Origin of the sequence: Corynebacterium provencense, assembly GCA_900049755.1 — a bacterium.
Classification (GTDB): domain Bacteria; phylum Actinomycetota; class Actinomycetes; order Mycobacteriales; family Mycobacteriaceae; genus Corynebacterium; species Corynebacterium neomassiliense.
The window spans coordinates 1,032,490-1,057,335 of the sequence record LT160592.1 but is presented as its reverse complement, the minus strand read 5'-3'; the positions used below and the strand labels follow the sequence as shown (position 1 = coordinate 1,057,335).

Below are 24,846 nucleotides of genomic sequence, written 5' to 3'. Positions count from 1 at the left end.
CCGGCACGCGCGGGGGCGGCGGAGGGCCTGTACCGAGGACCATATGCACAGCGGACGGGGACAGGACCACCGGACGCAGGTACTGTTCAGCCCATGGCACGTTGTTCCACATGCTTCCCGGTGCTGCTCTCCACCTTGTTGTCCACGGTCCTCCTGGTCTCCTGCGGGTACGGTGACGTTTCCGGGTCAGGTTCCTCTTCAGGGGCCGCAGGCGCTCCTGAGTCTGCGGGAGCTGCAGGTTCGACGGGTTCTAGCGTGCCGGGGGATCCGTCGGGGGTCGGACCCCGTCCCACTGCGGAGGTGTTTTCGGAGGCTGTGGTGTCCACGGAGTTACCGGCCGGGGAGTCCCGTGACTCCGGTTTCACCGAGCATGTTGTCTATCCGGTGCGGGGCGGTGTGGCTGATCCTTCCCAGAACTGGGCGGATTTCTATCTTCCCCCGGGAAGGCATGACGAGGATTCGGTTCCTCTTGTGGTGTTCATTCACGGTGGTGCCTGGCGTTCGGGGGCGACGGGGGCCCGCAGGATTGCCCGGGACCTTACTTCGCGGGGCGTTGCGGTTCTGAATGTCGAGTACCGTGCGGTGGACCGGGGTGGCGGGTGGCCTGTGACGTTCTCGGATGTCGCTGACGCCCTGGATTATGTTCCTGAGCTGGACAGGCGTCATCCTGAGATCACTGTTGACGATGAGACTGTCGTGGGCCACAGTGCCGGTGCACAGTTGGCTGCCTGGGCGGGGACCCGGGGTGACCTGGAGAAGGGTGAGATCGGTGCGGACCCGAGGTTCACGCCGACCAGGGTGGTCTCTTTGTCCGGCCCCCTGGATATGCGGTGGTCTGCCGAGCATGGTGATGACAATGTGGTGAGGGTTCTGGGCGGTTCTCCCTCGCAGGTCCCTGACCGTTATGCCGCGGTGGATCCGATCCAGAACATCAATCCTCGTATTCCGGTGGTTGCTGTCCACGGAACAGATGACAGTGTGGTGCCGGTGGATGATTCGCGGCGGTATGTGTCCCGGTTGTCTGCTGAGGGGGGCCGGGCAAAGCTCGTCCTGTTGACCGGGGAGGACCATGTGTCTTATCTGAAGCGGTCATCGCCCAGGTATGACCGGGTACTGGACATCATCCACGGGGTGTCCACCTTGTCGCCGGAGGATCTGGGCAGGCGGTTGGACGGGGGCACCGCCCACGTCGCGCAGGGGTCAGCCTCGGTGACCGCCTCTCCCGGGGCGTAACTTGTGTGGGATTCAGCGGATAACCGGCTTGACTGTTCCGGTGTCCCTGCCGAGGAACTGCTTCAGGAAGTAGGTTCTCACCGGGTCTCTTCTGTTCCTTCCTTTTCTCCCTGATGTTCTCCCCGTTGCGGTGAACGGGGACGTGGAGGGCTGTCGACCGGCCCTGGTGCCGGTCACCGGTGTTCCTGTTCCGACGGCACCCGGTCCGCCGGCTGACCCCGGTTGCCGGTTGCCGGATGTCCCGGGTGCCCCGGGAACTCCGGGGGCAGGGGCAGTCCCGTGTCCGGCTGCAGCGTGGGGCGGAGTGCCGGGTGTCGGTGTGCCCGGTGCTGACACGGCGGTACCGGGTGTGCCGGAGACGGGGCCTCTTGCTGTCGACAGTGCGCCTGCTCCGACGGGATTGTTTCGCGGCGCACTGCCGTTTCCTGGTGTGGTCGTCGTACCACCGTTTACTGGCGCTGTGTGACCGGCGCCGGCGAGTGCCCGGGGCAGGAGTGGTTGGGTGACACGGTTCATTCCATTGTTGGTGCCGGTGGTGGAAGGACTGTTGCCGCGTTGGCCTGGTACCACTCCGGGGTTGTACTGTCCGGCTCCGCCGGGGCTGCCTGTCGTAGGCGTTACCGGGGTCGTGGTGGTTCCCGCTGTGCCCCGGGTTCCGGCCGTTGCCGTGTTCACTGTGGTGGCGGGGGCCGTGGTCCGGTCCAGCGGGGCGGGTGGAGTAGTCGGACGTGTTCCTGAGGGTACGACTGTGCTGCGTCCGTCCTGTCCGGTTGTTTGCGGGGAAACTGCTGGCGGGCTGAGATGACCTCCCGGTGTTCCTGTGGTCCCGTTGCCGTTGACGGGGGTGGTTCCCCGTGGTTCGAGGTTTCCGGTGTGGGCTCCTGCTGTCATTGTGCCGGGATTACCGGCCTGTGGGACGTCCCGGGTGTACGGCATTACGGTAGCGGTGTGACCGTCGGCAGCCACTCCGGCGGATACGGTGGTGGGCATGGCGGAGAGATTTGTGCTTTCCGGGGTTCCGGTACCCAGCATTCCACCGCCGTGGTGTCCGACGGGTTCGGTGCCGAGGTTCGTCACCGGTGGGCGTGCGGTGTCGAGAGCGGGCTGGAGGAATCCGGTGACGAATGCTGCGACATCGGCTCTGGTTGCCGCTTCCGCTGCTGCTTTACCTGCTACAGCGGCTGCCGGGTCCAGTGCTGCAGTGGCGGCCACTGCTGCTGTGCGTGCCTCTGCCTCAGCCTCGAGTGACAGCAGGCGGGTGAGGGCAGCTGTCCTGATCGGGGGCAGTTCGGCCATGGCTCTGCCCATGGCGACGGCATTCGCAGCTATGACGGTACCGCGCGCCACGGTGGATTCGATCGATGCCGTGGCATTTTCGAAAGCGGAACCGCGGGTAGTTGCCGCGAGGATTGCTGCTGCGCGTTGCAGTGATTCCACGGCTGCTGTGATTCTGGCGCCTGTCGACATCCAGTGTCCCGAAGCTGCGAGGATACTGCTGTCGTCTCCGACGAACATTGCCGTCAACGCTTTGAGCTGGCTTGCTGCTTCTGCAGCTGCCACCGGGGGAATGTAGCCGAGGTCTGTGACCGGAACGTCATTTCTTGTCGACATGGTGAAGACTCTGCATTCGGCAGGCCCTTGGGTGACGCGGGTCGTGCGGTCGAAAGCTTCGGCGGAGTTCTCCTCCTGGCACCGTAATGCGTCGGTGAGACTGCCGAGTGTGGAATGAAGGAAGTCGATTTCCGCCATCAGTGATGCCGTCGCCGTAGCCAGCGATCCCGGGTGACCTGTGAGATAGGACGCGTACTGCGAGGCCACCGTGGCCAGCGCCGGCGAACTCGTGAAACCCCCGACGCCAAGAGTGGACTGATTATCAAATGACAACCCCAAACCAGACTCTCTTATGATTGTCCTGACAGTCACCAACGAATCGATATCAAACTTGAACAAGTTCCCCTCCTAGACAGTTCAAGACAATCTGCAACATTCTGTTAGATAGATCGCAATTGGGAGTTTTCATAAATGGTCCCGGGTGCGCTATAACAGCACCCTCCTCAGAGAAGAGTCTTTCAAGAGATACGCAACCGAAGCCGTCAGCCAGTCCTCCGTTTATCAGGTTCTCCCTCCCTTGAATTCCTGAATCTACAATATCTCCATCCCTTCTAATAGTTTCCACCACACTTGTCGAACCCCATATATATTCTATTTCCCTGATATCTTTTCTGTTCTCATCTCCAAAGACCGCGCATTGTACATACTCCGGGCCAATATCTTTTGAAGCAGCCTGTCTCAAACCCAGGTCAACCATCCGCTGAACGACTTCGGGCGCGCACACATCCGGCAGGTGTGCCCCCTCAGGAGACCCGGCGTCCTCCCCCAGCTGCCGCACCGGGACCGGTGATCCCACATAGCGTTGGGACTCCCACACCAGATGGTCCAGCGGATCCTCCGGCTCGGTCTCGAACCACAGTCCGGAATGCCCCGCAGGCTGCAGCATCCGACCGTCGTCGCTGACCTCCGGCCGCCCCACAGCACCCGGGCCGCCGGAAGTCCCGACCTCGGCAGCCGACGAACTGCCCGCGGCGGGCGACGCCACTTCCCCACCCCCCGCTGCGCCCGTCGTACCTCCTCCTGCACAACCGACAGCCGTGATCAACAGTGCGACGAGCACCGGAACAAGTGGCACCCCCGTCGCTCCCCGACCCGCCCGCGACCTGTGCGCCTGCCGTACACGCCCCGGCTCTGTACCGGTGGACGCCATATTCTGACCCCCTCGAACCACTCCCCCGGACGACGCCTCAAGGCGTCCTTCCCCTCTGAACTGTGTAGCTCAGCCTCCAAAACCATAGCTCGGCCGACGTCCGCACACAAGCCCCCGTACCGACCTCCCCCTGCCTGAAACCGGAACCACCTGCACAGCCGCGACAGCCGCATCACAGCCACAGAAAGACCCCACTCCCAGGGTGCGGGAGCAGGGCCTCAGCTCTCCCGCGGAGTGTGGGTGCGGTCGAGTTCGTGGTCCACTATATGTCTCCTACCAGCAGAATCCCAGAATAGCCCACTTCGGGGGTGTAAATGTCCCACTTAGTGGGAATCTCACTGTTTTCCGCCGGCCTTCCCGAGGACAGGCAGCCGTCGCCTCCCCGGTCAGCCATTTATCACCTGCGGAACCGACACCGCCTTCAGCCCCTCCACCCCGAACTCGAGCCCGTACCCGGACCCCTTCACCCCGCCGAACGGGATCCGCGGATCCACTGCCCCATGGGCGTTGATCCACACCGTCCCCGCCTCCAGCCGGGACGCCACCTCCCGCGCCCCCTCTGGACGGGAAGACCACACCGAAGCCCCCAGCCCCGCCTCCGACCTGTTCGCCTCCGACACCGCCCACTCCAGGTCGGAATACCTGACCACCGGCAGAGCCGGACCGAACTGCTCCTCCTCCACCAGCCGGGCATCCGGGGCGATGTCGGCGACCAGGGTCGCCGGGTAGAAGAATCCCGGCGCGTCCCGCACCGGGTTGCCGCCGCACAGGATCCGCGCACCCGATGCCCTCGCCTCCTCCACCAGTCCGTCGACGATGTCGAACTGGCTCCGGTTCTGCAGCGGCCCCAGCAGGTTCCCCTCCTCAAGCCCCCGACCCATCGGCACCTGCCGGGCAACCTCAGCCAGTCCGGAGCAGACCTCGTCGTAGACGGAGTCCGGGACATACAACCGCTTCAGGGCTGCGCAGGTCTGACCGGTGTTGATGAACGCACCCCAGAACATGTCCTCGACAACGGACCTGCGGCGGTCGGCGTCAGCCCCGTCGAAAATGTCCTCCAGGACGATTCCCGCGTCATTGCCGCCCAGTTCCAGGGTGAGCCGTTTGAGGTTGCCCGCACTGGCCTCGACAATCCGGCGCCCGGTCGACGTGGACCCGGTGAACAGGACCTTCCTGATCTCAGGGTGCCCGGCGATCACCGCCCCCACCTCACGCTCACCGGGGACCACCGTGAGGACGCCCGGGGGAAGAACCTCATTGAGAACAGCGCACAGGGCAAGTACCGACAGAGTCGTGTTCTCCGACGGTTTCACGATCACCGCATTACCCATCCGCAGCGCCGAGGCGGTCTGCCACACGGTGATCATCATCGGCCAGTTCCACGGCCCGATCGCGCCGACAATGCCCACCGGGCGCCACCTCAGGGTAGCCCGGGTGCCACCGTCGTCGACCACGGTCTCCACCGGGACATCGAGGGACGCCGCGGTGCGCAGCCAGTTGACGCACGCCCCGACCTCGAACCTGGCGTTCGGTCCGTTCAGCGGCTTGCCGGTCTCCCTGCTCAGCAGCTCCGCAAGAGGTTCGGCGACCTGTTCGACGGCGTCCGCCGCCTTCTCCAGCAGATCGGCCCGCTCCCCGGAGCTCCAGGACGCCCAGTCCGGCTGAATGTCCCGGGCAGCCTCGACAGCCTCATCGACCTCCTCGGCGCCGTGGACAGGGGCAAGCCCGATGACCTCGCCGGTCGCCGGGTCATGGACGGGGCGGGAGGCGACGACATCGCCGTCCGGGCGACGCTCCAGTGGGACAGTGACCAGCGACAGCAGTTCGCGGTACGTGGAAGGAAGTGATTTCGGTGCAGACATGACCCCAGCCTACGTATTCCCCCCGGAAAACGAACCGGAAAACGAATCGGAGAACGCCCCGGAGTGCGACCCGGTGAGCGCCCCCGGACAGCTACCTCCTGTGGTGAGACTCCGCCGGAGCGTACACGGGGGTGTCCAGCCCTTCATGACGTGCGGCGAGCTGAAGGGAAAGGTACCGGGAGTAGTGCCGGCCCTGGTGGAGGTTCCCGCCCATGAACCACAGGTTCTCCTGCCGGGTGGGCTTCCACATGTTACGCAGTTCACCCTCCCACGGACCCGGGTCCTTGGTGGTGTCGGACCCCAGCCCCCAGCACTTGCCGACCTTGTCGGCGACTTCCGGGCTGATGAGTCGCTCCGCCCACCCGTTCATCGATCCGAACCCGGTGGCCAGGACAACCACGTCCGCCTCAATCTCGGTACCGTCGGTAAGGACGACACCGTCCTCGGTGTAGTGGTCGATCCCCACACCGGAGTGCAGTTCGATGGAACCGTCGATGACCAGCTGGGACGCGCCGACGTTGATGTAGTAGCCGGAACCGCGGCGCAGGTACTTCAGGAACAGGCCGGTCTCGTCGTCACCGTAGTCGAGCATGAATCCGGCCTTCTCGAGGTCGGCGTAGAACGCAGCGTCCTCCCTCCTGATCGCGTCAGAGCCAGGCTTCTGTGCCAGGGGAAGCAGTCGGTAGGGCCAGGAGGCGAACATCAGGTCCGCGGTGTCGGTGTCGATCCCGGCGTCCAGGGCGTCCTCGGAGTAGAGCGGGCTGGTGACATGCCTGATGAACATGTCCGAGTTCACGATGTACGTCGACGACCGTTGGATCATCACCGGGTGGGCACCGTTCTCGTAGAGGTCGGCGCAGATGTCGTGTGCGGAGTTGTTCGCTCCGAGGACAACCACCCGGCGTCCCCGGTCCACCGCGCCGCCCGGGTGCTCCGAGGAGTGCCGGATTTCACCGCGGAACTTCTCCTGGCCGGGGAAGGTCGGCTTGTTGGGCACCCCGGACATGCCGGTGGCCAGGACCAGCTGGGTGGGGCGGAGGACCACCTGCTCGCCGTCGCGGTCGACGACGACCTCCCAGGTACCCGATGCCTCGTCGTAGGAGGCACGCTCGCAGGTGGTGCTGTTCCAGTAGTCGAGATCCATGATGCCGGTGTAGTGCTCCAGCCAGTCACCCATCTTGTCTTTGGGGGTGAACACGGGCCAGTCATCGGGGAACGGCAGGTAGGGCAGGTGGTCGTACCACACGGGATCGTGCAGGCACAGGGAGTGGTACCGGCCACGCCACTGGTCACCCGGCCGGGCGGACTTCTCGACGACAAGTGTGGGGACGCCGAGACGCTTGAGCCGGGATGCCAGCGCGATACCTCCCTGACCTCCTCCGACGATGAGGACATAGGGCTGTTCCGTGTAGCCGAGGGTCTCACGGCGTTCAGCCCGCCTGTCCGCCCAGTTGCGCCGGTCGGTGTGGACGCCGTGCTCGGCACCGGTGACACGGTGGCGTCCCTTCTTCTCGGGCCGGGCCTTGAGCTCACGGGCGGAGGTGAGGAGGGTCCAGCACCGGTCCACCGGAGCTTCCGGAGTTCCTTCGTTCTTCAACCGGATCAGGGCCCGGGAGGTCACCACGGGGGTCTCGAAGGTGACGAAGGCGAAGATGTCGGTGCCGGAGCCGTCCACGGCGTCCTCGACCACGGCGTCACGGTCGATCGCGATGTCGCTGATGACGAGGTTGCCGGTGCCGTGGGTTCCCCGCACCAGGTCCGCGACGGCATCGCGGTGTTCGGCGGTGTGCAGGTTCCAGGTGAAGGTGGTCAGGTCCCGCCAGTAGCCTTCCTCGACGAATAGGTCGGCGGTGGCGGTGGCAGCAGTCTCGACGTCGGGTTCCGCCAGTGCCTCGGCGAATTTCCTGAACCAGGCCAGGACCCGGTGGTTGAGGGACGCCACGGTCGGGTCGGACGCAGTTTCCGGTGCCGTTCCTGTGGTGACTGGGGTTCCTGGGGCTTCTGGGGTGCCGCTGGTGGACTGGTCGATCGTGGGAGCAGACAAGGAGATTCCTCTCGGTCGGGCCGCGGGGGCACACCGGACATCTCGGGCCCGGATAGGGTTCTTCATCGGCACGTCACGGTAATGGGCTCTACATCACAGACATATATGCGTGTGGTGCGTATCACAACTATGACGACCCTCCCCACGCTAACCGCCCACCCCGGCCCCGACCACCGTGATAAGTACATATATGTGACAAAACACTTTTACTGTGAACGTATCTCGAGGTGACAGCTACTGGACATCGCCGGAACTGTCCGGACGACGGGGGTGATTTACCACCCCCGTTGCCACCTCAACCCCGGCTCACCTCAACGCATCAACCGTCTGTCCGCGGTGCCGGGTGCTCCCGCATGTCAGTTCTGTGTTCCGGCGAGAACCGCGATCCTGCGCACCGCATCCTCCACCGCGTACTCGGGATCAGCTGCCCATCCCTTGACCCCGGCATCCAGCTCCGCAACGACCTGGACAGCCGCCGCCACCCCCGCGGCGGACCAGGATCGTGCCAGTCGTACGGTCTTCTCCAGCTTCCACGGGGGCATCCCGAACTCCGCGGCCTGGGACCGTGCATTGATCCGACCGACCTCGTGCACTTTGGCGATGTCTCCCACCATCCCGGACAACGCGGAGGCAAGCAGCACGTGGGGGACGCCGAGCTGCAGCGCCCGGCGGGCGGAACCGACCGCCCGGTCGACCCGGCCGGTGACCGCGTACTCGGCCACATCGAATCCTGACACTTCGGCGGTGCCCTGGTAGTAGCTGTGGACTGCGGCGACCGTGACCTGACCACCGGTGTCGGAGACGAGCTGGCTCACCGCGGCCGCCAGCTCACGGAGGTCTGTACCCACTGACTCGATGAGTGCCTCGGTGACATCCGGGCTGACTCTCGCCCCTGCTGCCCGGAACTCGGATTCGACGAACGCCGTTCTTTCCCTGCCGCGGAGCTCTTCGGCGGAGAGGACCCGGAGTGCGCCCCTGGGAGCTTTCCCGGGAAGACTGCTGACCAGCGACTTTTGACGACCTTTGCCAGTGTGCTGCAGGATCAGGACGATCCCGGGCACGGGCTCCGCGACGGCCCCTTCGATCAGCTTCACAGTCTCCTTCGATGCCTCCGCCAGCCCGGTGACCACGACGATGCGGTCCTCGGCGAACAGTGACGGGCTGAGCAGTTCCGCCAGTTCACCGGCATCAATTTCACTGGTTCTTCGGATTTCCACGGGCAGGTCCGGATCCCCGACGGATCTGCGGACACGGTCGACGACTTCCTGTCTGCGCCTCTCTGCGAGGAACTCATCCCCACCGACGATGAGATTGACCTGCGCCGTGTCCAGTTCTGCCATGCCGACAATCCTAGACCGGCGACAGGACCTCCCGGCGCCGTCTCCGCGAGCTGTGACCGGGCACCTTGACCTGACCACCCCCTGACTACCCTGGTCCGCCCGCGTGCAGTCCGTCGGGGGCCAGCAGCACCGTACCGTCCCGGCACGGGTACGCCACCGGGACGCCTTCCGGGGTCCTGCTCGGCATACCCCGTGAACGTCCGCAACCTGTGACCACGTACAGGTCAGGTCGTTCCGGTGACGGTCGTGCCGGAGCACCTCCGGAACCGGAGGCAGTGTCCGATCTCAGTGACCTCTCGTGTACCAGGACACCGGAATCATCCGGGAAGACGGCAACCCGTGGGTCCCGGCTTCCCGCCTGGCGCTGTTCCGGGGCCACCAGGAGTTCCGGTGGCCCTCCTCCACCGGAGCCGGCAGGTTTCACCCCCACCGTCCATCCGCGGATTCTTTGGTACCCGCTGTCCTGCCCACCCAGATCCTCCCACCACTGTCTGTCGAAGGACGCGCCGAATCTTCCCCCCGGGACTGCCCCGGGATACGGTCCAACCTCCACTACACCGGCGCGCGCCGCCGCGCACCCGGCTGCCACTGCCGTGACCAGAACTGTCACGGCCACCCCTCGCCACCTTCCGGACACCACTGCCACAACCGTTGCGACCCCCACAGGTAGTGTCGCCGCAGCGGTCACCCATCCGGCAGCCATGATCAGTACAGGCACCCCGGACAACGTCTGTGCCACCCAGGTGATCCACACCGCGCACGGTACGCACACCCACAGCACCGCCGTTCCCGCCGGCACTGAGACTCCTGCGACCAGTGCCCCCAGCATCCCGGTCACGGTGACGACCGGCACCACCGGACCGACCAGCACATTGGCCAGCACCGCAGTCGGTGAGACAACTCCGGTCATGTGGGCGATCACGGGTACCGTCACCACGTCCGCCGCCAGACTCACCCCTGCGAGCCTGCACAACGCGGCCTGCCAACCGGTGATTCTCGACCCTCCGCGACGTTCACGGGCACTGCTCCACATCTGGATCAACCGCCTCGACACCAGCGGAGCCAGCGCAACTATTCCCACCGTGGCGACAACGGACAGAATGAAGGAGTAGTCCACCGCAAGTCCCGGATCAACGGCCAGCAGCAGCAGGACAGCGGCAGAGCACGCGGCGAAACCGTGCGTACGCCGGGAGCTCAGCACCGCGACCAACCCCACCAGACCGGTCACCGCCGCGCGCAGCACACTGGGTTCAGTTCCGACGACAATGACGAAAGCGACCAGACTCAGCGCCGCAGAAACCACCCTGACCTTCACGGATGCCCCGAGAACACCACAGACGACAAGAACTGTCGCGCTGATGATGCTCAGGTTCGCCCCGCTGACGGCGCTGAGGTGACTGAGCCCGGTCGCCAGGAACTCGCCGCGGAACACGGGATCCTGCCCACTGACGTCACCGACGACCATCCCGGGAACGAGCTCTGCGGCCCCCTCCGGCAGTCGGGACGCCGCCTCTGCCAGACCGTCACGGAGGTGACCGGTCACCGCCCGGAACCCTTCCGGGTCTCTGACGGCCTCGGGCACATCTGACGCGGACAGCACGACCGGTACAAGTCCGGGACGGTCCGAGGGCTGCACCGTCGCCGAGATCTCCAGTGCTGTTCCCGGTTGCAGGTCGAGCAGCGCAGCCACAGAGTCACCGGAGCCTCCGCCGGCTACCTGCCGACCGTCACCCGCAGAGTCACCACCGGCAGAGTCGGCACCTGCAGAGTCGGCACCTGCCGCATACGGTTCAGAGACGAACAGGGGCAGCCGCCCCAACCCGGGAACCTCCACCGGCAGGTTCACCCCACCGTCGGCGAGTTGCCGTGGCGTACCTGCAATTTCGAGGACGCCCCGCCATACCCGAGTGTCCCCGGCAGACCAGGGGTGGGCGTCTACCCGGCGGACGGCCAGTCCCGCACGGGCAGCCCAGACGAAGGCACAGGCCGATGACACCGCCACCACCCGGGCCACCGTGACTGTCGACCAGGCGTCACCGGCAGCGACCCCGGCGTCGAGGTCATGCACGACGCGGACGTCCCGACCACCCCGACCACCCCGGGCGGCAGTCACGGCGACGACAGTACAGACCGCAGCACAGACGAGAACCGGCCACCAGGACCTGGTGACCAGGACGAACGCCACCGCACACCAGGTTGCGGACGCCACCGGAACGAGGCGGAGGTCCGGTCCCCTGCGCCGCCGCAGCACCGCCGGACTGTGCAGGTCACGGTCCGGCACAGTCCAACCCCGGCCGGAACCCGGCGCGGGGGTGAGATCCGGGTCAGGATGACCGCCCTCCGGTGCGCGGTCAGACACCCACCATCTCCTTCATCGCCTCGAACTTCGCCGGTCCTATCCCCTTGACCTCCATGAGCTGCTCAGGGCTGGTGAACGGACCGTTGTCCTGTCTCCACGCGACGATCGACCGGGCGGTCTTCTCCCCCACTCCCGGCAGTGCGGTCAAACCCGCGGCATCCGCGGTGTTGATGTTGACCTTTCCTGCCCCTGCCGTTCCCGACTCCGCGGCACCCGGGGCCGGAGCCGCTGCCTGACCTGCAACCCCTGCCGCGGCACCCGCCGGTGCAGCTCCACCTGTGCCACCTACCGGGCCACCACCGGGGTAGCTGACCCGCGACCCGCCGGGATCGACGACGATCTGCATGCCGTCGACCACTTTCTCTGCAAGGTTGATCCCCTCCAGGCTGGCCTCTGCCCGGACTCCGCCAACCAGGTCAAGAACCTCACCGACCCTCGTTCCCGCGTCCACGGTCCGCAGCCCTGGCGCGTCCACAAGTCCTTGTACTGCGACAACCGCCACCTCCGTCCCTTCCTGCTGCCCCGGGGATCCGGGAGAGCCGGACGCGCCCTGCACCTCCCCCACCTCCGGCGCCTGCTCCGATGAGGTGGAGGCCACCCCCGCCGCGGGCAACTGGACTCCGGTGGGCGACAGTCCTGCCACCGCAACCGCGGGATCCCCGCTGTCCCCTCCTCCGATATCCCTGATGAGCATCCACCCTCCCGCTACGACCGCCAGTACCGCGACGACCGTCAGCAGTGCACGTGCCGGCCGCGAACCCAAGGTGGTGCGGCGGTGGAACCTGATGTCGGCGAGTTCATGTCCGGGTACCGGCCCGGCCAGCGCCTCGACCCTGTCCTTCACTGAACCGACGGCCCGTCGGGTACTGTTCCGGAGCTTTCCCCCGTCTGCTGCTTCTCCGCCCATGGCGGCCAGCAAACCACGGACGGGGAAGGCCGGAGCCGTCCGAGACACCGGAAGCCGAGGTGTCTGTGGACAACCTGCACCCTGGGGACAACCCGGGGTCAGCTTTCCCGGGCAGCCCCAGACCCGTCAGCCCAGACCGGGCAGTCCCAGACCGCTCAGCCGTGAACCAGAGTGATTCCGACGGCTTCCGGACCGGTGTGGACCTGCAGAGCAGGCGAGAGATTGACCACGGATATGACCACGCACTCCGGAAGGCTCCTGCGCAGGGTGTCCCGAAGTTCCTCGGCGATCTCCGGGTATCCGGCCTGGTGGATGTCCAGGTGCATCGGCACCTTCGGAAGATTCCGCAGCGGAACCGGTTCCTCACGCCGCTTGAGCAGGCGGAATTCGTGGTCACCACCGAAGGTGAACACACGAGGTCGTTCCGCCCCTGCCACTGCACCTGCCGGCGTCGGGTCGGACTCCTTCCCCGCATCCGAGGCTGACCCCTCGCCGGCCCCTTCGCCGGCTCCGGGATCTTCCGGGGCACTGCCGTCCCCCGGACCGGACACCGTGTCAGTTTCCGTGACCTCTTCAACGGTTCCGGCGTCGGCGTCCGCACTGCCCCGTCGACCACCGTCGGCCTTCCCGGAAGCCTGCAGTCCACCGGCAGGCCCGTCGTCCACCCCGGCGGCGGCACGCCTGCCGGAATCCCGACCACCGGGACCCTCAGCGTCGGCACCGCCTTCACCGGTTGACTGACCGGTGCCGTCCGCGACCTCCGCCGCATCCGTCGCTGCCTGTGAGGCCGCCTCACGGTAGGCGTCCTCGGCGAAGGTGACCAGCCGGGCCATGGCTTTTGCCTGGGTCCGGGTCTTCGCCGCAAGTTCGATCTTTCCGCCACTCAGGCGCAGGATCGGCCGGATGGCCAGGGCAGTCGACAGCAGCCTCTGGGCGGTGGACAGGCGTCCGCCACGTGCCAGGGCGTCGAGCCGGTGGACGTAGAGCCAGACATTCGCACCGTCGAGTACTCGCCTGGCGGCCGCCGTGCACTCCTGCAGGTCTGCACCGTCGGCGGCGCGACGGGCGGCGGCGACTGCGGCCTGTCCCAGAACCATCCCCGCCGAGCGGGTGTCGAGGACCTCGACAAGTCCGTCGAAGACGGCAGCTGCCTGTACCGCCGCAGACCAGGTCGAGGAAAGCTCACGCGACAGGTGCAGGGCCACCACACCGTCGTCACCGCCACGCTCGAGCAGTCGGGCGTATGCGGCAGTGAGTTCCAGCGGTCCCAGCCCGGCCGTGGTGGGTTCCTCGTCCCCGCGTTCCCCGGCACCGTCCGAGGGGCTGTCAGTTCCACCGCCGGCGGCCGAGGCACCGGCAGAATCACCGGCCGAGGCACCGACGCCCGCGCCCTTGCCACCGGTCTCTCCACCCGCCGTCGTTGCAGCGGGGACGCCCTGCTCACCTCCCGCCGGTCCGTCCGTCGGTTCCGCATCCTCACCAGCTTCGCCGTCGACACCGGACCCACTGCTGTCCGCCGCAGCCCGGCCGGTGCCGGCACCGTGCTGGTCGCGCGCCTGGTCGGTGTCGTCGACGGTACCGTTGCCGTCCACCGGGGACACGGAAGGGGAAACCGAAGTCGCCGGAGAGGAGGCCGGGGACGCCGACCCTGCAGCTTCCGGGTAACGGAGCTTCCCCCGGGTGTGGATGTCAAGGACCGTGATCCCGTACTCCGCGGCGAGCGCCGCCGGCAGACAGGCCGTCGAATCTGTCACGACGTGGACCGTCATGCGGCACCACCCGAGACTTCCGCCGGATCCGGTTCACCGTCGGTGTCCGTCCCCTCGTCCGCGTTCACCACCGCCACCGGGGACGGGGCGGTCACCCCGACATTCCAGCCTTCGAGGAACCACCGTGGCCCGGACCACCACGGTGTTCCGGAGTTCGGCGTCCACATGTCACTGGGGCGCGCGACCAGCTGGCACCAGCGGGTGTTCCCCAGGCCCCCGAACATGGGGTAATGCTCAATCGGTATACCCAGAAGTCTGCACGTCAGAGCAGAGATCGTCCCGCCGTGCGCCACGATCAGCACTGCGCCGGACGCCCAGGCGTCCCCCGCCATCAGTTCGTCGACGACCGCGCCCGCGCGCGCGGAGACCTCCAGCCGGTTCTCACCGCCCGGCGGCGCCCAGCGCGGGTGGAGACGCCAGTGGGCCCGTGCGCCCGGGAACGCCTCGTCGACCTCCTCATGTCCCCTCCCCGACCACTCACCCAGGTCAGTCTCCCGGAGTCTCGGGTCCGTCGTGACGTCCAGGGATGAGGCATCGGCGATGGCCCGGGCGGTGTCCGCTGCGCGTTGCAGGTCGGAGGACACGACCGTCCCGATGGGCCAGTCGGCCAGGCCCCTGGCGACCTGTGCCGCCTGGGCGCGGCCGACCTCACTGAGCGGGGTGTCAAGCTGCCCCTGCATCCTGCCGACCAGGTTGTACTCGGTCTGGCCGTGACGGACCAGGAGGAGCCGCCGCTCCGGACGCCCACCACCGCCCACTGCCGTCACTTCCGCCATGTCGGGTTTCCTCCGCCCTAGATTTCGTCGGCGTCCGGGCCGGGACCCGCCAGGGGAAGGTCCTCGATGCTCTGCGCCTGCAGGGGATCGAGCCGGTCGATGTCGCCGAGCTCGGTGACGTCCAGGCCCTCCGCCCAGGAACCCCGGTCGGGCTGTTCGACGCCTTCCACCGGCACTGCGGGGCAGTCCCGGTAGAGCCTGTCCAGACCGTAGAACTCTCGTTCCTCCCGGCGCTGAACGTGACAGATGATGGTGCCGTAGTCCAGCAGAACCCACCGGCCGTCCCGGTGCCCTTCACGCATGCGGGGCTTCACCCCGGCCTTCTCAGCAAGCTCCGCCTCGATCTCGTCGACGATGGAGGCGACCATGCGCTCATTGTCCCCGGTGACGATCACGAAGCAGTCGGCCAGGGGCATACGCCCGGTGACGTCGAGCACGCTGATGTCCTCACCGAGCTTCTCGGCGGCGGCACGTGCGGCAATGCCCGCGTGGTTGATGGCTTCGGCGCTGGCTGTCACGGTGGGTAAGTTCCTTAATGCCGGCTGACGTCGGCTAATGTCTGCAGATGGGCGTAGGTGTCGGCAGGTATGCCGCTACCGGCGGTGCCGGCAGATGACGGCGGCTCCCGGCGACCGGGACAGTGCACGGTGGCACGCATGAATGTCCGCCACGTAATTCTACCTGCAGAACACCTGTGGACAGAACTGAACCGGACGCCGGCGGGTCAGAACCAGCCCGGAGGGAACCTCGGTTCCCTCCAGTCCACGTCGGGTTCGGCGTCCGGATTGCCGTCGCGACCGCCGCGACCACCACCGGACCCGGCGGCGGAGCTCCCGTCGTCCCCTGTCCGCCACACCAACCCGTCCCCCCCCCCGCCCCCCCCCCGTCGCCCCGGCCGTCGCCGTCTCGCCCGCTGCGCGCTCCCGAGGCATCCGCAGATTCGGGGGCGCCGGCCGGCCCGGGGGCTTGTCTCTAACCCCCCCCTGGATTGGTAAAGGGGCCGCCCCCGCCCGCCGGTCCGGTCGCCGACAGTCCGGGTGCCGGCGGACCGTCGGGACGCCTGCAACGGATGTCCGAGTACATTCCCGTCTTGGCGATGTACTGCACCACTCCGTCGGGCACCAGGTACCAGACCGGACGCCCGTCGGCCGCCCTCTCCCGGATGTCGGTGGAGGAGATCGCCATGGCGGGGATATTCACCAGGGACAACCGGTCGGCGTCGACCTGAGCCCTCAGTTGTTCCCCGGCGTCCGCCAGGTCATATCCGGGTCGGGTCACCCCCACACAGTGGGCGAGCTCGAACACCGCCTCCCAGTCACGCCAGGTGACGATGCGGTCCAGGGCGTCCGCGCCGGTGATGAAGAAGAGCTCGGCGTCCGGGTGGTGGGCCTGGATGTCCTTGAGTGTGTCCACCGTGTAGGTTGCCCCGGGACGGTCGATGTCCACCCGGGACACCGTGAACCGGGGATTCGACGCCGTGGCGATGACGGTCATCAGGTACCGGTCCTCCGCCTCCGAGACGTACCTGTCCTTCTTCTGCCAGGGCATGCCGGTGGGCACGAAAACCACCATGTCCAGGTCGAAAAGGTCGGCTACCTCACTGCCCGCAACCAGGTGGCCGTTGTGGATCGGGTCGAAGGTTCCGCCCATCACGCCGATGCGCCGGGCGCATCCGGACCTGGCCCCGGGTGCAGTGGGTGTGTTCACGACGTCACATCATAGACGTCCCACGGCCGGTGACGACTAACCTGGGTGAGTATGGCGTCGCGATCCTCACGAGGCAGTTCCCGGTACTGGAAGCCCGACCAGCACGGGGCGTGGCCGATGATCTTCTCACCGGTGCTGGTCGGACTGGCGTGGGCGGTCTCGTTGACCTCACTGATCGGATCCGCCGGCTCAGGCGACCGTGGACCGGGCGGCGCGGACATGCTCCGCATGTCACTGACCACTGCGGCGGTGACAGTCGCCTGGGTCGCCGGCTACCTCACTTTCTTCACCGTCGGTAAGTGGCTTCCCGCCAGGCGGTCCGGCAACCGGCGCATACTCCGGGCGGCCGGCGTTCCTCTGGCCTGCTACGGGTCCGTCACGGCGGTGGCGGTGGTGTGCGCGGTACTGCTTCAGCCGCACCTGCTCTGGTGGGCGGTCGTCTTCGCACCGCTGACAGTGGTGTCCGTCTACGAGATCTGGCGGGGGACGCCACGGTCCCTCATCGCGGGGGCCGCGGAGACCGTGACCTCGGCTCTCGTCATCGCGGCCCTGGCCACCACCGGACCCGGCTCCACCTCCGCCGTGACCGGTGGCATCACCCTGACCCGCAACGTCTTCTCCTCGGAGGTTGTCGCCTCCCTGCCCCCGGAACTGTGGGTGACCGTGATCTGGCTGGCCCTCTACCAGGTGGGAACGGTGCTCTACGTGAAGACGATGATCCGTGAACGGGGTTCGCGTCCGTGGTGGAGGGGCTCTGTCGCCTTCCACGTCGTCGCCCTGGCGGTCACCACGGCCACGGTGTTCTCCGGGGACCTGGCGGTGGTGCCGTGGCTCATCGCTGAAGCTGTCATGGTCCGGGCACTGTGGCGTTCCTGGTCAGTTCCCCGCCAAGAGGTGTTCTCCCGACGGACGGAGGAGGCCACCGGGACCGGCGGCAGCAGGAAGCCGACCTGGACGCCCCGGAAGGTCGGCCTCGCCGAAGTTCCCCTGGTCGTGGCGGTGACCGTGGCGGGTATTCTCACCGCGGTACTGTTCAACGGGCCGATCCTGCTCTACATCGGCTAGAACCGGGTCAGTCGCTCAGCCATTCTGCGAGAGTGTCGACCGACTTCTTCTCCAGGGCTGTGGGGCGACCTGCGAGTGCCTGCCTGAAGTACTCCGTGTGGGCGCCGAGTTCATACGGTGCTTCGAGTGCTTCGCCGAGAGATTCCATGTCATGGGCACAGATCACGTCGTAGGTCGCGCAGATGTTCATCGACGGCACGCCGTCGGGGGCTTCGGCCACCGTGCCCACGGTGCCGGGTTCCCCGCCGAAGGGACTGCCCACGGAGATGACGCCGCGTAGACGCCCCCGGTCGGACGCCCACTGCTGTACCGCCATCACGGGCAGCACCCCCTGGGAGTATCCGACTGTCACATAGTCGGGACGGCAGCCGGACTCCTCCTCCCAGGACTTCACCTGTTCCAGACCCCCGGGGACCCCCTTGACGACCGAATCCACGAACAGTGCCACGTCCTGTGCGATGGTCACTGCGTTGAACTCGGCGAGTTCCCGTGGCACGGGCAGTCGGGCCGGATAGTGGTCGGCATCCACCCCTGCCGCCGCTACCCGCCCACCGGAGACCGCCTCCGGATGCGCGGTGGCCAGGTAGGAGATGAACCTGCGGATCGTGTCGCCTTCCCAGCCGTTGGAGGGAAGGTCCGTCCCCTCGTAGCGGGCAGGGGTGGTCGAAGTCTCCTCGCTGCCGCGGGCAGCGACGATGACAGTTGCCGGGCATGAACCGCCCCGGTTCCCGGGTGTCCCGGCACCTGAGGGGACGCCGGCGGAGGCCGCCGGAACGGAGACGATGAGCGAGCTGACAGCCACTGCAGCGCCGACAAGAACAGAAATATATTTATGCACCGCCTTAACATAACATAAGGCTCACATGTGCTGAACTTCTCTCAGCGTCTGAACATGATACCGCTCAGGGTCTGGTCTGCCCCTCTCCGGTGACGATCCACTTGGTACTGGTCAGCTCCGGCAGACCCATAGGGCCGCGGGCATGCAGCTTCTGGGTGGAGATGCCGATCTCCGCCCCGAAACCGAACATCTCCCCGTCAGTCCACGCGGTGGAGGTGTTGACCATGACCGCCGCAGCATCCACGTTGTCCGTGAAGTACCGGGTGACCCGGATATCCGTCGCACCGATCGCCTCGGTGTGCCCGGTGGTGTACCTCATGATGTGACGGACAGCCTCCCCGACACCGTCGACGATCTTCACGGCAATGTCGAGGGACCCGTACTCCTCCGCCCAGTCCGCCTCCGTGGCCGCGACAACATCACCGAGACCGAGGTCACCGATCTCCCCCGGGTCGGCGTGGAGGGTGACCCCGGCGTCCTGGAGCGCGGTGAGCACCTTCTTCTTCGCCTCCGCGGGAAGAGCGGAGTCCAGCAGGACCGTCTCGGTCGCGTTGCACACCGAGCAGCGCCGTGTCTTCCCGTTGACCACCAGGGCCGTGGCCTCCTCCACGTCGGCGGAGGCGTCCACGTAGAAGTGGCAGTTACCCGTCCCCGTCTCGATGGTGGGCACTGTCGCCCCGGTGACGACGGCGTTGATCAGGCCGGCGCCGCCACGCGGGATGACGATGTCCACCAGCCCGCGGGCGGTGATCAGGTCACGCACGGATTCCCTGGTCGAACACGGCAGCAGCTGCACAGTTTCGCGGGGCAGCCCCTGTGCCCCGAGGACGTCCTGGAGGACACCCACCAGGGCCGTGTTGGAGTGGAATGCCGACTTCGAACCGCGGAGGAGGGGCACATTGCCGGATTTGAGGGCCAGGCCGAATGCGTCGACGGTGACGTTCGGACGGGCCTCGTAGACCATCCCCATCACTCCGAGCGGGACCCTGACCTGGCGCATCTCAAGCCCGTTGGGACGCCGGTAGCCGCGCACCACGTCCCCGACAGGGTCAGGAAGGTCGGCAACCTGGCGCAGGCCGCCGGCGATGCCCTCCACCCTGTCCGCGGTGAGGCGGAGCCTGTCGATGAGTGCCTCGTCCATGCCACGCTCACGGCCGGCGACGATGTCCCGGTCGTTGGCGGTGAGGATCTCCGCCGTACGTTCCACCAGGGCATCCGCCGCCGCCAGCAGCACCCGGTTCTTCTCCGTCGTGGACAGTGGTGGTCGGCGGGAGATCTCCCTGGCCGTGGTGGCCTTGGCGAGAACCTCCGAGCGCTCGGCACTGCGCTCGGCGGTCAGTCCGGTCGAATCGGGGGTGATCGTGGTGGAGGTCGTCATGGTTGTCCACACTACGCGAGGGACAGGACGCCGTCCGACGGAGAGGGCGTGTTGTTCAACAACTCCCCGGGGGTGCGTGCGGGCCGTCAGTGCCGGTGAAGTCAGCGCGTGGCACCGTACGCCCGCGACAGACGGTTGGCGTAGGTCGACAGATTGTCCACGTGGATCGCGGGACGCTGTGCGAAGTCCGGAAGCTCCGTCGTCGACTTCCCGATCATCCCCTGCAGAGTCGCGGCGTCGTAGTTCACTTCACCACGCCCGACAAGATGCCCGCCCGGCCCGACGATGTCCACCACCGCCCGGGAGTTGAAGTCCCCGACGATCCTGGTGATACCCACGGGAAGCAGGGAGTTGTGGTGCTCCATGGCCTGGGCGGCTCCGCCGTCGATGTGCACCGCCCCCTCCGACTCTGCCGCATAGAGGATCCAGAACTTCCAGGCGGACAACCTGTCGTCCCGCGGCCAGAAGCAGGTGCCGACCATGGCCTGGTCGAGTGCCGCCCCGATGTTCTCCGTGGACGTCAGCAGCACCGGGACACCGCCCTGGGACGCCAACCTGGCGGCCGACACCTTCGCCCCCATTCCCCCTGTGCCGAGGCGTCCCCCGTCACCGGCGACGACACCGCGCAGGTCACCGTGATTACGGACCTCGGCGATGAACCTGGCGCCGGGTTCGGCGGGGTTACGGTCGTAGAGTCCGGCAACGTCTGAGAGGAGGACCAGGGCGTCCGCATAGGCGAGGTGGCTGACGAGGGCGGCGAGACGGTCATTGTCACCGAAGGTCGCACCGGCGGTGGTGACGGTGTCGTTCTCGTTGATGATCGGAACCACCCCGAGCTGACGGAGCCGGTCGATGGTCCGCTGGGAGTTCCGGGCACGGTCCCGTCGCGCCGCATCGGAGACCGTGAGGAGCACCTGCCCGATAGAGCGGCCGTACCTGGCGAAACTACGGGCCCATTCCTGGGCGAGCAGAACCTGCCCGGCTGCCGCGGCCGCCTGTTTGGTCGCCAGGTCGGTCGGCCGCTGGGTCAGCCCCAGCGGCCCCATACCGCAGGCGATCGATCCGGAGGAGACGACGATGATGTCCGTCCCCCGGTCCATCCGCGCCTCGAGGGCGTCCGCGATGAGGTCGATACGGTCCGGGCTGACATGCCCGGTCTCGTCGGTGAGACTGGAGGAGCCGATCTTCACGACCACCCGCTTGGCGTCACGGACGGCCCGGCGGGCTTCGGAACGGTGGCCGTACTCCGGGTCGTCGAGGGTGACCTCAGGTTCCGGGAACTCCTTGGCGGTGGCCGGGACTACCGGGCCAGGCTGGTGGATGTTTCCGCTACCGAACACCGGGTTGGCGAAAAGGGGGTCTGAGGGGTCAGGCTGCACGGAAGTGTCAGACATGCCCCCCGATGTTACCGCTAGCCTTCCCAGCGGTCGCGGGAGGCCTCCTCACCGTCCCCGAAATCGAATTCGTCGATGAGCCCGCGGCGTGCCTGGGAGGCCCGCTTGCGCTCGGCGGCGCTCGCCCTCTCCGTGCGCTCCAGGCGCTTGTCGGTGCCACGCCCGGACGGCAGCAGGTCCACACCTGCCGCTGTCTGCGGTTCCCAGCTGAATGTCACCCAGCCGATGGTGACGTCATCTCCTGCGACGGCGCCGGACTTGTAGAGGGCCTCCTCCACGCCTGCCTTGGCGAGACGGTCCGCCAGGTAGCCGACGGCTTCGTCGTTGTCGAAGTCCGTCTGCCGGATCCACCGTTCCAGGTCGCTGCTGTCGACGATCCATGCCCCTCCCCCTGGGCCCGCCTCCGGGTCTGCGGAGACGGTGAAGGTGATCTTCGAGGTGCCCTTCCTCCGCTGGTTCTTCGGGGCGATGACCTGCGGAGCGGCAACCTCGACAGGGTGCTGTCGGCGGTACTCCTCGACGATGTCCATGAGAGCGTAGGTCAGCCGGTCAAGCCCGGTGTGCGCGACGGTGGAAATCTCGAACACGGGCCATCCGAACTCTCTTTCGAGGTCGGGGCGGATGATCTCGGCCATTTCCCGGGCGTCCGGGACGTCCATCTTGTTCAGGACGATGACGCGTGGCCGGTCACGGAGATCACCGAGTCCGACGTCCTCGGAGAGTTCCGACCGGTAGTTGTCCAGTTCCGCTTCGAGGGCACGGATGTCGTCGACGGGGTTGCGGTCGGATTCCATTGAGGCGCAGTCGACGACGTGGACCAGCACGGCGGTGCGTTCAATGTGGCGGAGGAAGTCCAGTCCCAGTCCCTTGCCCTGGGAGGCCCCGGGGATGAGCCCGGGGACATCGGCGATGGTGAACACCCGGTGACCGACATTGACGACGCCGAGGTTGGGCTGGAGCGTGGTGAACGGGTAGTCGGCGATCTTGGGCTTCGCCGCACTCAGGACACTGACCAGTGAGGACTTACCCGCCGACGGGAATCCGACCAGACCGACGTCGGCCATGGACTTCAGTTCGACGGTGATGTCTTTCGTCTCACCGGGCTCACCGAGCAGCGCGAAACCGGGGGCCTTGCGGGCACGGGAAACCAGGGCGGCATTCCCCAGTCCGCCGTGGCCACCTGCGGCGACGATCACCCGTTGACCGCGGGCGGTCATGTCGGCGATGACCTCCCCGTCCTCGTCGAGGATGACGGTGCCGGCGGGAACCTTGAGGACGAGGTCTTCGCCCCGGGCACCGTTGCGGTGGTCACCGGCGCCGTTGGTTCCGCGCCCGGCCCTGAGGTGGGGATGGAAGTGGAAGTCGAGAAGGGTGTGGACCTGGGGATCGACCTCGAAGATGATGTCGCCCCCGTGTCCGCCGTTTCCGCCGTCCGGGCCGCCGAGAGGGATGAATTTCTCGCGGTAGACCGAGGAACAGCCGTTTCCGCCGTCGCCGGCCTGCAGATGCAGGACGACACGGTCGACGAAGCGGGTAGACATGGGTGGGGGTCCCCTCCGGTTGGAAATCACGTACCGGCAGAGTCTACCCCGTGACCGTCAGCTGCCCTACTCCCCGATCATCCGCTTCAGGTCGTCGAGCACGCGTTCCGCCGCCACGAGTGATGCGTTGAGGAACCAGGGGTCGATGTCGACCTGGTGTGCGTCTCCGCGGCTGACGACGGACAGTGTCTTCCAGGACGCCGAGTCCACCACCTGCTCTGCTCCTCCTTCGAAGGCGTAGAAGAGGTGGTCTGCCTCCAGCTGGTCGGTGTTCTCCAGGGAGAGGTCGTGGTTCGCGGTGTCGGTGAAGTCCTGGCCTGCGGGACGGGTGAATCCGGCGTCAGCGACGACACTTCCGGCCAGGGAGAGGGGACCTGTCAGGACGTACTCTGTGTTGCGTCCCCTGACCAGGGAGACACTGGGACTGTCGCCCCGGGAGGACGCCCAGGTGCGGGCCTGTTCCTCGTAGTCGGCGAGGAGCTGGTCCGACTTCTCGCGCAGTCCCAGAGCGTCGCCGACGATGCCGAGATCGTCCTTCCACTGTTCTGCGCCGCCGTTGGTGGTCACGACGGTGGCGATTCCCCTGAGCTGGTCGAGCTGCGCCTTCTCGGACCTGTTGTTGGAGAGGATCAGGTCGGGGTGGAGCTGGGCGATCTTCTCCAGGTCCGGGGACTGTCGTACCCCGACGATCTCGATGGAACTGAGGTCGAGGCTGTCACCGAACCGTTCGGTGATGTAGTCGGGGATGCCCCGGACATCGGTGCCCGTGGACTTTGCCACGGCGAGTCCGACGGGGACGATTCCGAGGACGAGGAGGTGGTCGAGGTGTCCGGTGGACAGTGCGACGACCCGTTGCGGCCTGGACGGGTCCCCGGTGGCAGGGGCTCCGGACGGGCCGGTGGAGGGGGTGGTTTCCGTGGTGCTCGTAGTGTTGTCGGAGCCTGAACTGGTGCAGGCCGCGAGGGTGGCTGCGGCGAGGCCGACTGCTCCTCCCAGGAAGGCTCGTCTGGTCAGAGGTCGGTGACGGGTCGAGGGGGTCATGGGGGTGAAAGATACCATTGGCTTACCTCACCCGTTTCGGGGTGGGTGCGCAAACCCCCCGCCGGTCGGAACCGGCGGGGGTCTGGTCTGCTGCAGCGGTGACCGGGCGGGCCCGGTCAGACCTCGGCGGTCTCGCTGTCGGCAGGGGTGTTCTCGACGATGTTCACCAGTCGACGGTTACGGCGGGTGCTGAACTTCACCGCACCTGCCTTGAGCGCGAACAGGGTGTCGTCGCCACCACGGCCGACGTTCTCACCCGGGTGGAACGAGGTTCCGCGCTGACGGATCAGGATCTCGCCGGCCTTGACCTGCTGACCACCGAACCGCTTGACACCGAGCCGCTTGGACTCGGAATCGCGACCGTTGCTGGAGCTAGCAGCACCCTTCTTGTGTGCCATGTCTTTTCCCTCCTCGGAAAAGTTGTCCGCCGCGGCGTCGTCGCAGCGGTCGGTGAATTACTTGATGCCCGTGACCTTGAGAACGGTCAGCTGCTGGCGGTGACCGAACCGGCGCTTGTAACCGGTCTTGTTCCGGAAGTGCATGCCGTTGATCTTCGGACCCTTGGTCTGCTCGACGATCTCGGCGTTGACGGTCTTGCCCGCAAGGGCGTCACCGGAGGTGACGTCCGCGCCATCGACGAGGAGAACCGGGGTGAGAGCCACGGCAGCACCGGACTCACCCTCGATCTTCTCGACCTTGACGAGGTCACCTTCGGCAACCTTGTACTGCTTGCCGCCGGTCTTGACGATCGCGTACATGGAAGGGCTACCCCTTTGTTTCTCTACTCGGCTCAGGCTGCTCCCCCACCTCACCGGCAGGACCGGGGAGCTT

The 24,846-nt window shown here is 66.8% G+C and carries 19 protein-coding genes and 1 pseudogene; 2 read left to right on the top strand and 18 right to left on the bottom strand.

Features of this window, described 5'->3' with window-relative positions; all coding sequences use genetic code 11:
- Nucleotides 1-318: 318 nt before the first annotated feature.
- Nucleotides 319-1,233 carry an alpha/beta hydrolase family protein gene (locus tag BN3906_RS04935; RefSeq protein ID WP_066584894.1) on the top strand — a complete coding sequence of 305 codons (915 nt, stop codon included), beginning with the start codon at nt 319-321 and terminating at the stop codon, nt 1,231-1,233.
- Between the two features lie 12 nt (nt 1,234-1,245).
- Here the strand turns inward: BN3906_RS04935 and BN3906_RS04930 are convergent, their stop codons facing one another.
- From BN3906_RS04930 to nadD, 11 genes and pseudogenes are all read right to left on the bottom strand, one after another.
- Entirely contained in the window at nt 1,246-2,982 is a 1,737-nt protein-coding gene (locus BN3906_RS04930) for a hypothetical protein (RefSeq protein WP_066584891.1), read from the bottom strand.
- A gap of 187 nt (nt 2,983-3,169) precedes the next feature.
- On the bottom strand, nt 3,170-3,541 hold the full coding sequence (locus BN3906_RS14405; protein WP_147592782.1) for a hypothetical protein: 372 nt from the start codon (nt 3,539-3,541) through the stop codon (nt 3,170-3,172).
- 839 nt (nt 3,542-4,380) lie between these two features.
- Nucleotides 4,381-5,856, bottom strand: coding sequence for an aldehyde dehydrogenase family protein (locus BN3906_RS04925; RefSeq protein ID WP_078057126.1), 1,476 nt, complete (start codon nt 5,854-5,856; stop codon nt 4,381-4,383).
- Nucleotides 5,857-5,947: 91 nt separating this feature from the next.
- A complete protein-coding gene (locus BN3906_RS04920; RefSeq protein WP_066584888.1) occupies nt 5,948-7,798 on the bottom strand; it encodes a flavin-containing monooxygenase in 1,851 nt (616 codons plus the stop codon).
- Between the two features lie 458 nt (nt 7,799-8,256).
- Complete coding sequence (gene holA, locus BN3906_RS04915) at nt 8,257-9,240, bottom strand: DNA polymerase III subunit delta (RefSeq protein ID WP_066584879.1); 984 nt, start codon at nt 9,238-9,240, stop codon at nt 8,257-8,259.
- An 85-nt stretch (nt 9,241-9,325) separates the two neighbouring features.
- Nucleotides 9,326-11,599 (bottom strand): ComEC/Rec2 family competence protein, encoded by a 2,274-nt coding sequence (locus tag BN3906_RS04910; RefSeq protein WP_066584877.1) that lies wholly within the window; start codon nt 11,597-11,599, stop codon nt 9,326-9,328.
- Nucleotides 11,592-12,506, bottom strand: a complete 915-nt coding sequence (locus BN3906_RS04905; RefSeq protein WP_066586117.1) for a ComEA family DNA-binding protein — start codon at nt 12,504-12,506, stop codon at nt 11,592-11,594. The genes BN3906_RS04910 and BN3906_RS04905 overlap by 8 nt, the downstream gene beginning before the upstream one ends.
- A gap of 764 nt (nt 12,507-13,270) precedes the next feature.
- Nucleotides 13,271-13,801: pseudogene (locus tag BN3906_RS15410) on the bottom strand (DegV family protein); the annotation flags it as partial.
- A 470-nt stretch (nt 13,802-14,271) separates the two neighbouring features.
- Entirely contained in the window at nt 14,272-15,051 is a 780-nt protein-coding gene (locus BN3906_RS04895) for a histidine phosphatase family protein (protein ID WP_066584872.1), read from the bottom strand.
- Between the two features lie 17 nt (nt 15,052-15,068).
- Nucleotides 15,069-15,569 carry a ribosome silencing factor gene (gene rsfS / locus BN3906_RS04890; protein WP_066584870.1) on the bottom strand — a complete coding sequence of 167 codons (501 nt, stop codon included), beginning with the start codon at nt 15,567-15,569 and terminating at the stop codon, nt 15,069-15,071.
- A 454-nt stretch (nt 15,570-16,023) separates the two neighbouring features.
- On the bottom strand, nt 16,024-16,758 hold the full coding sequence (gene nadD, locus BN3906_RS04885; RefSeq protein WP_261796841.1) for a nicotinate-nucleotide adenylyltransferase: 735 nt from the start codon (nt 16,756-16,758) through the stop codon (nt 16,024-16,026).
- Nucleotides 16,759-16,809: 51 nt separating this feature from the next.
- Here nadD and BN3906_RS04880 point away from each other — a divergent pair, with 51 nt between their 5' ends.
- A complete protein-coding gene (locus tag BN3906_RS04880) occupies nt 16,810-17,823 on the top strand; it encodes a YwiC-like family protein (protein ID WP_078057110.1) in 1,014 nt (337 codons plus the stop codon).
- Between the two features lie 7 nt (nt 17,824-17,830).
- On the opposite strand, the gene BN3906_RS04875 is transcribed toward BN3906_RS04880, so the two are convergent.
- From BN3906_RS04875 to rplU, 7 genes are all read right to left on the bottom strand, one after another.
- On the bottom strand, nt 17,831-18,625 hold the full coding sequence (locus BN3906_RS04875; protein ID WP_066584856.1) for a hypothetical protein: 795 nt from the start codon (nt 18,623-18,625) through the stop codon (nt 17,831-17,833).
- Nucleotides 18,626-18,725: 100 nt separating this feature from the next.
- Nucleotides 18,726-20,039, bottom strand: coding sequence for a glutamate-5-semialdehyde dehydrogenase (locus tag BN3906_RS04870; protein ID WP_066584848.1), 1,314 nt, complete (start codon nt 20,037-20,039; stop codon nt 18,726-18,728).
- A gap of 101 nt (nt 20,040-20,140) precedes the next feature.
- On the bottom strand, nt 20,141-21,433 hold the full coding sequence (proB, locus tag BN3906_RS04865; protein ID WP_066584840.1) for a glutamate 5-kinase: 1,293 nt from the start codon (nt 21,431-21,433) through the stop codon (nt 20,141-20,143).
- Nucleotides 21,434-21,450: 17 nt separating this feature from the next.
- Nucleotides 21,451-22,974, bottom strand: a complete 1,524-nt coding sequence (obgE, locus tag BN3906_RS04860) for a GTPase ObgE (RefSeq protein WP_066584837.1) — start codon at nt 22,972-22,974, stop codon at nt 21,451-21,453.
- Between the two features lie 66 nt (nt 22,975-23,040).
- Complete coding sequence (locus tag BN3906_RS04855; RefSeq protein ID WP_066586113.1) at nt 23,041-24,015, bottom strand: ABC transporter substrate-binding protein; 975 nt, start codon at nt 24,013-24,015, stop codon at nt 23,041-23,043.
- A gap of 116 nt (nt 24,016-24,131) precedes the next feature.
- Nucleotides 24,132-24,413: a 50S ribosomal protein L27 gene (gene rpmA / locus BN3906_RS04850; protein ID WP_066584834.1), complete on the bottom strand. Its 282-nt coding sequence runs from the start codon at nt 24,411-24,413 to the stop codon at nt 24,132-24,134.
- 57 nt (nt 24,414-24,470) lie between these two features.
- The gene (gene rplU, locus BN3906_RS04845; RefSeq protein WP_066584831.1) at nt 24,471-24,773 is read right to left on the bottom strand and encodes a 50S ribosomal protein L21; all 303 of its coding nucleotides are present in this window, start codon (nt 24,771-24,773) and stop codon (nt 24,471-24,473) included.
- Between the last annotated feature and the right edge of the window lie 73 nt (nt 24,774-24,846).

Coding starts and splice junctions, on each gene's coding strand:
- proB (WP_066584840.1), bottom strand. CDS start 21,433: ATGTCTGACACTTCCGTGCAGCCTGACCCCTCAGACCCCCTTTTCGCC.
- BN3906_RS04925 (WP_078057126.1), bottom strand. CDS start 5,856: ATGTCTGCACCGAAATCACTTCCTTCCACGTACCGCGAACTGCTGTCG.
- rpmA (WP_066584834.1), bottom strand. CDS start 24,413: ATGGCACACAAGAAGGGTGCTGCTAGCTCCAGCAACGGTCGCGATTCC.
- BN3906_RS04905 (WP_066586117.1), bottom strand. CDS start 12,506: ATGGGCGGAGAAGCAGCAGACGGGGGAAAGCTCCGGAACAGTACCCGA.
- BN3906_RS04895 (WP_066584872.1), bottom strand. CDS start 15,051: ATGGCGGAAGTGACGGCAGTGGGCGGTGGTGGGCGTCCGGAGCGGCGG.
- BN3906_RS04880 (WP_078057110.1), top strand. CDS start 16,810: ATGGCGTCGCGATCCTCACGAGGCAGTTCCCGGTACTGGAAGCCCGAC.
- rplU (WP_066584831.1), bottom strand. CDS start 24,773: ATGTACGCGATCGTCAAGACCGGCGGCAAGCAGTACAAGGTTGCCGAA.
- BN3906_RS04855 (WP_066586113.1), bottom strand. CDS start 24,015: ATGACCCCCTCGACCCGTCACCGACCTCTGACCAGACGAGCCTTCCTG.
- BN3906_RS04930 (WP_066584891.1), bottom strand. CDS start 2,982: ATGGCGGAAATCGACTTCCTTCATTCCACACTCGGCAGTCTCACCGAC.
- BN3906_RS04870 (WP_066584848.1), bottom strand. CDS start 20,039: ATGACGACCTCCACCACGATCACCCCCGATTCGACCGGACTGACCGCC.
- BN3906_RS14405 (WP_147592782.1), bottom strand. CDS start 3,541: ATGGTTGACCTGGGTTTGAGACAGGCTGCTTCAAAAGATATTGGCCCG.
- holA (WP_066584879.1), bottom strand. CDS start 9,240: ATGGCAGAACTGGACACGGCGCAGGTCAATCTCATCGTCGGTGGGGAT.
- obgE (WP_066584837.1), bottom strand. CDS start 22,974: ATGTCTACCCGCTTCGTCGACCGTGTCGTCCTGCATCTGCAGGCCGGC.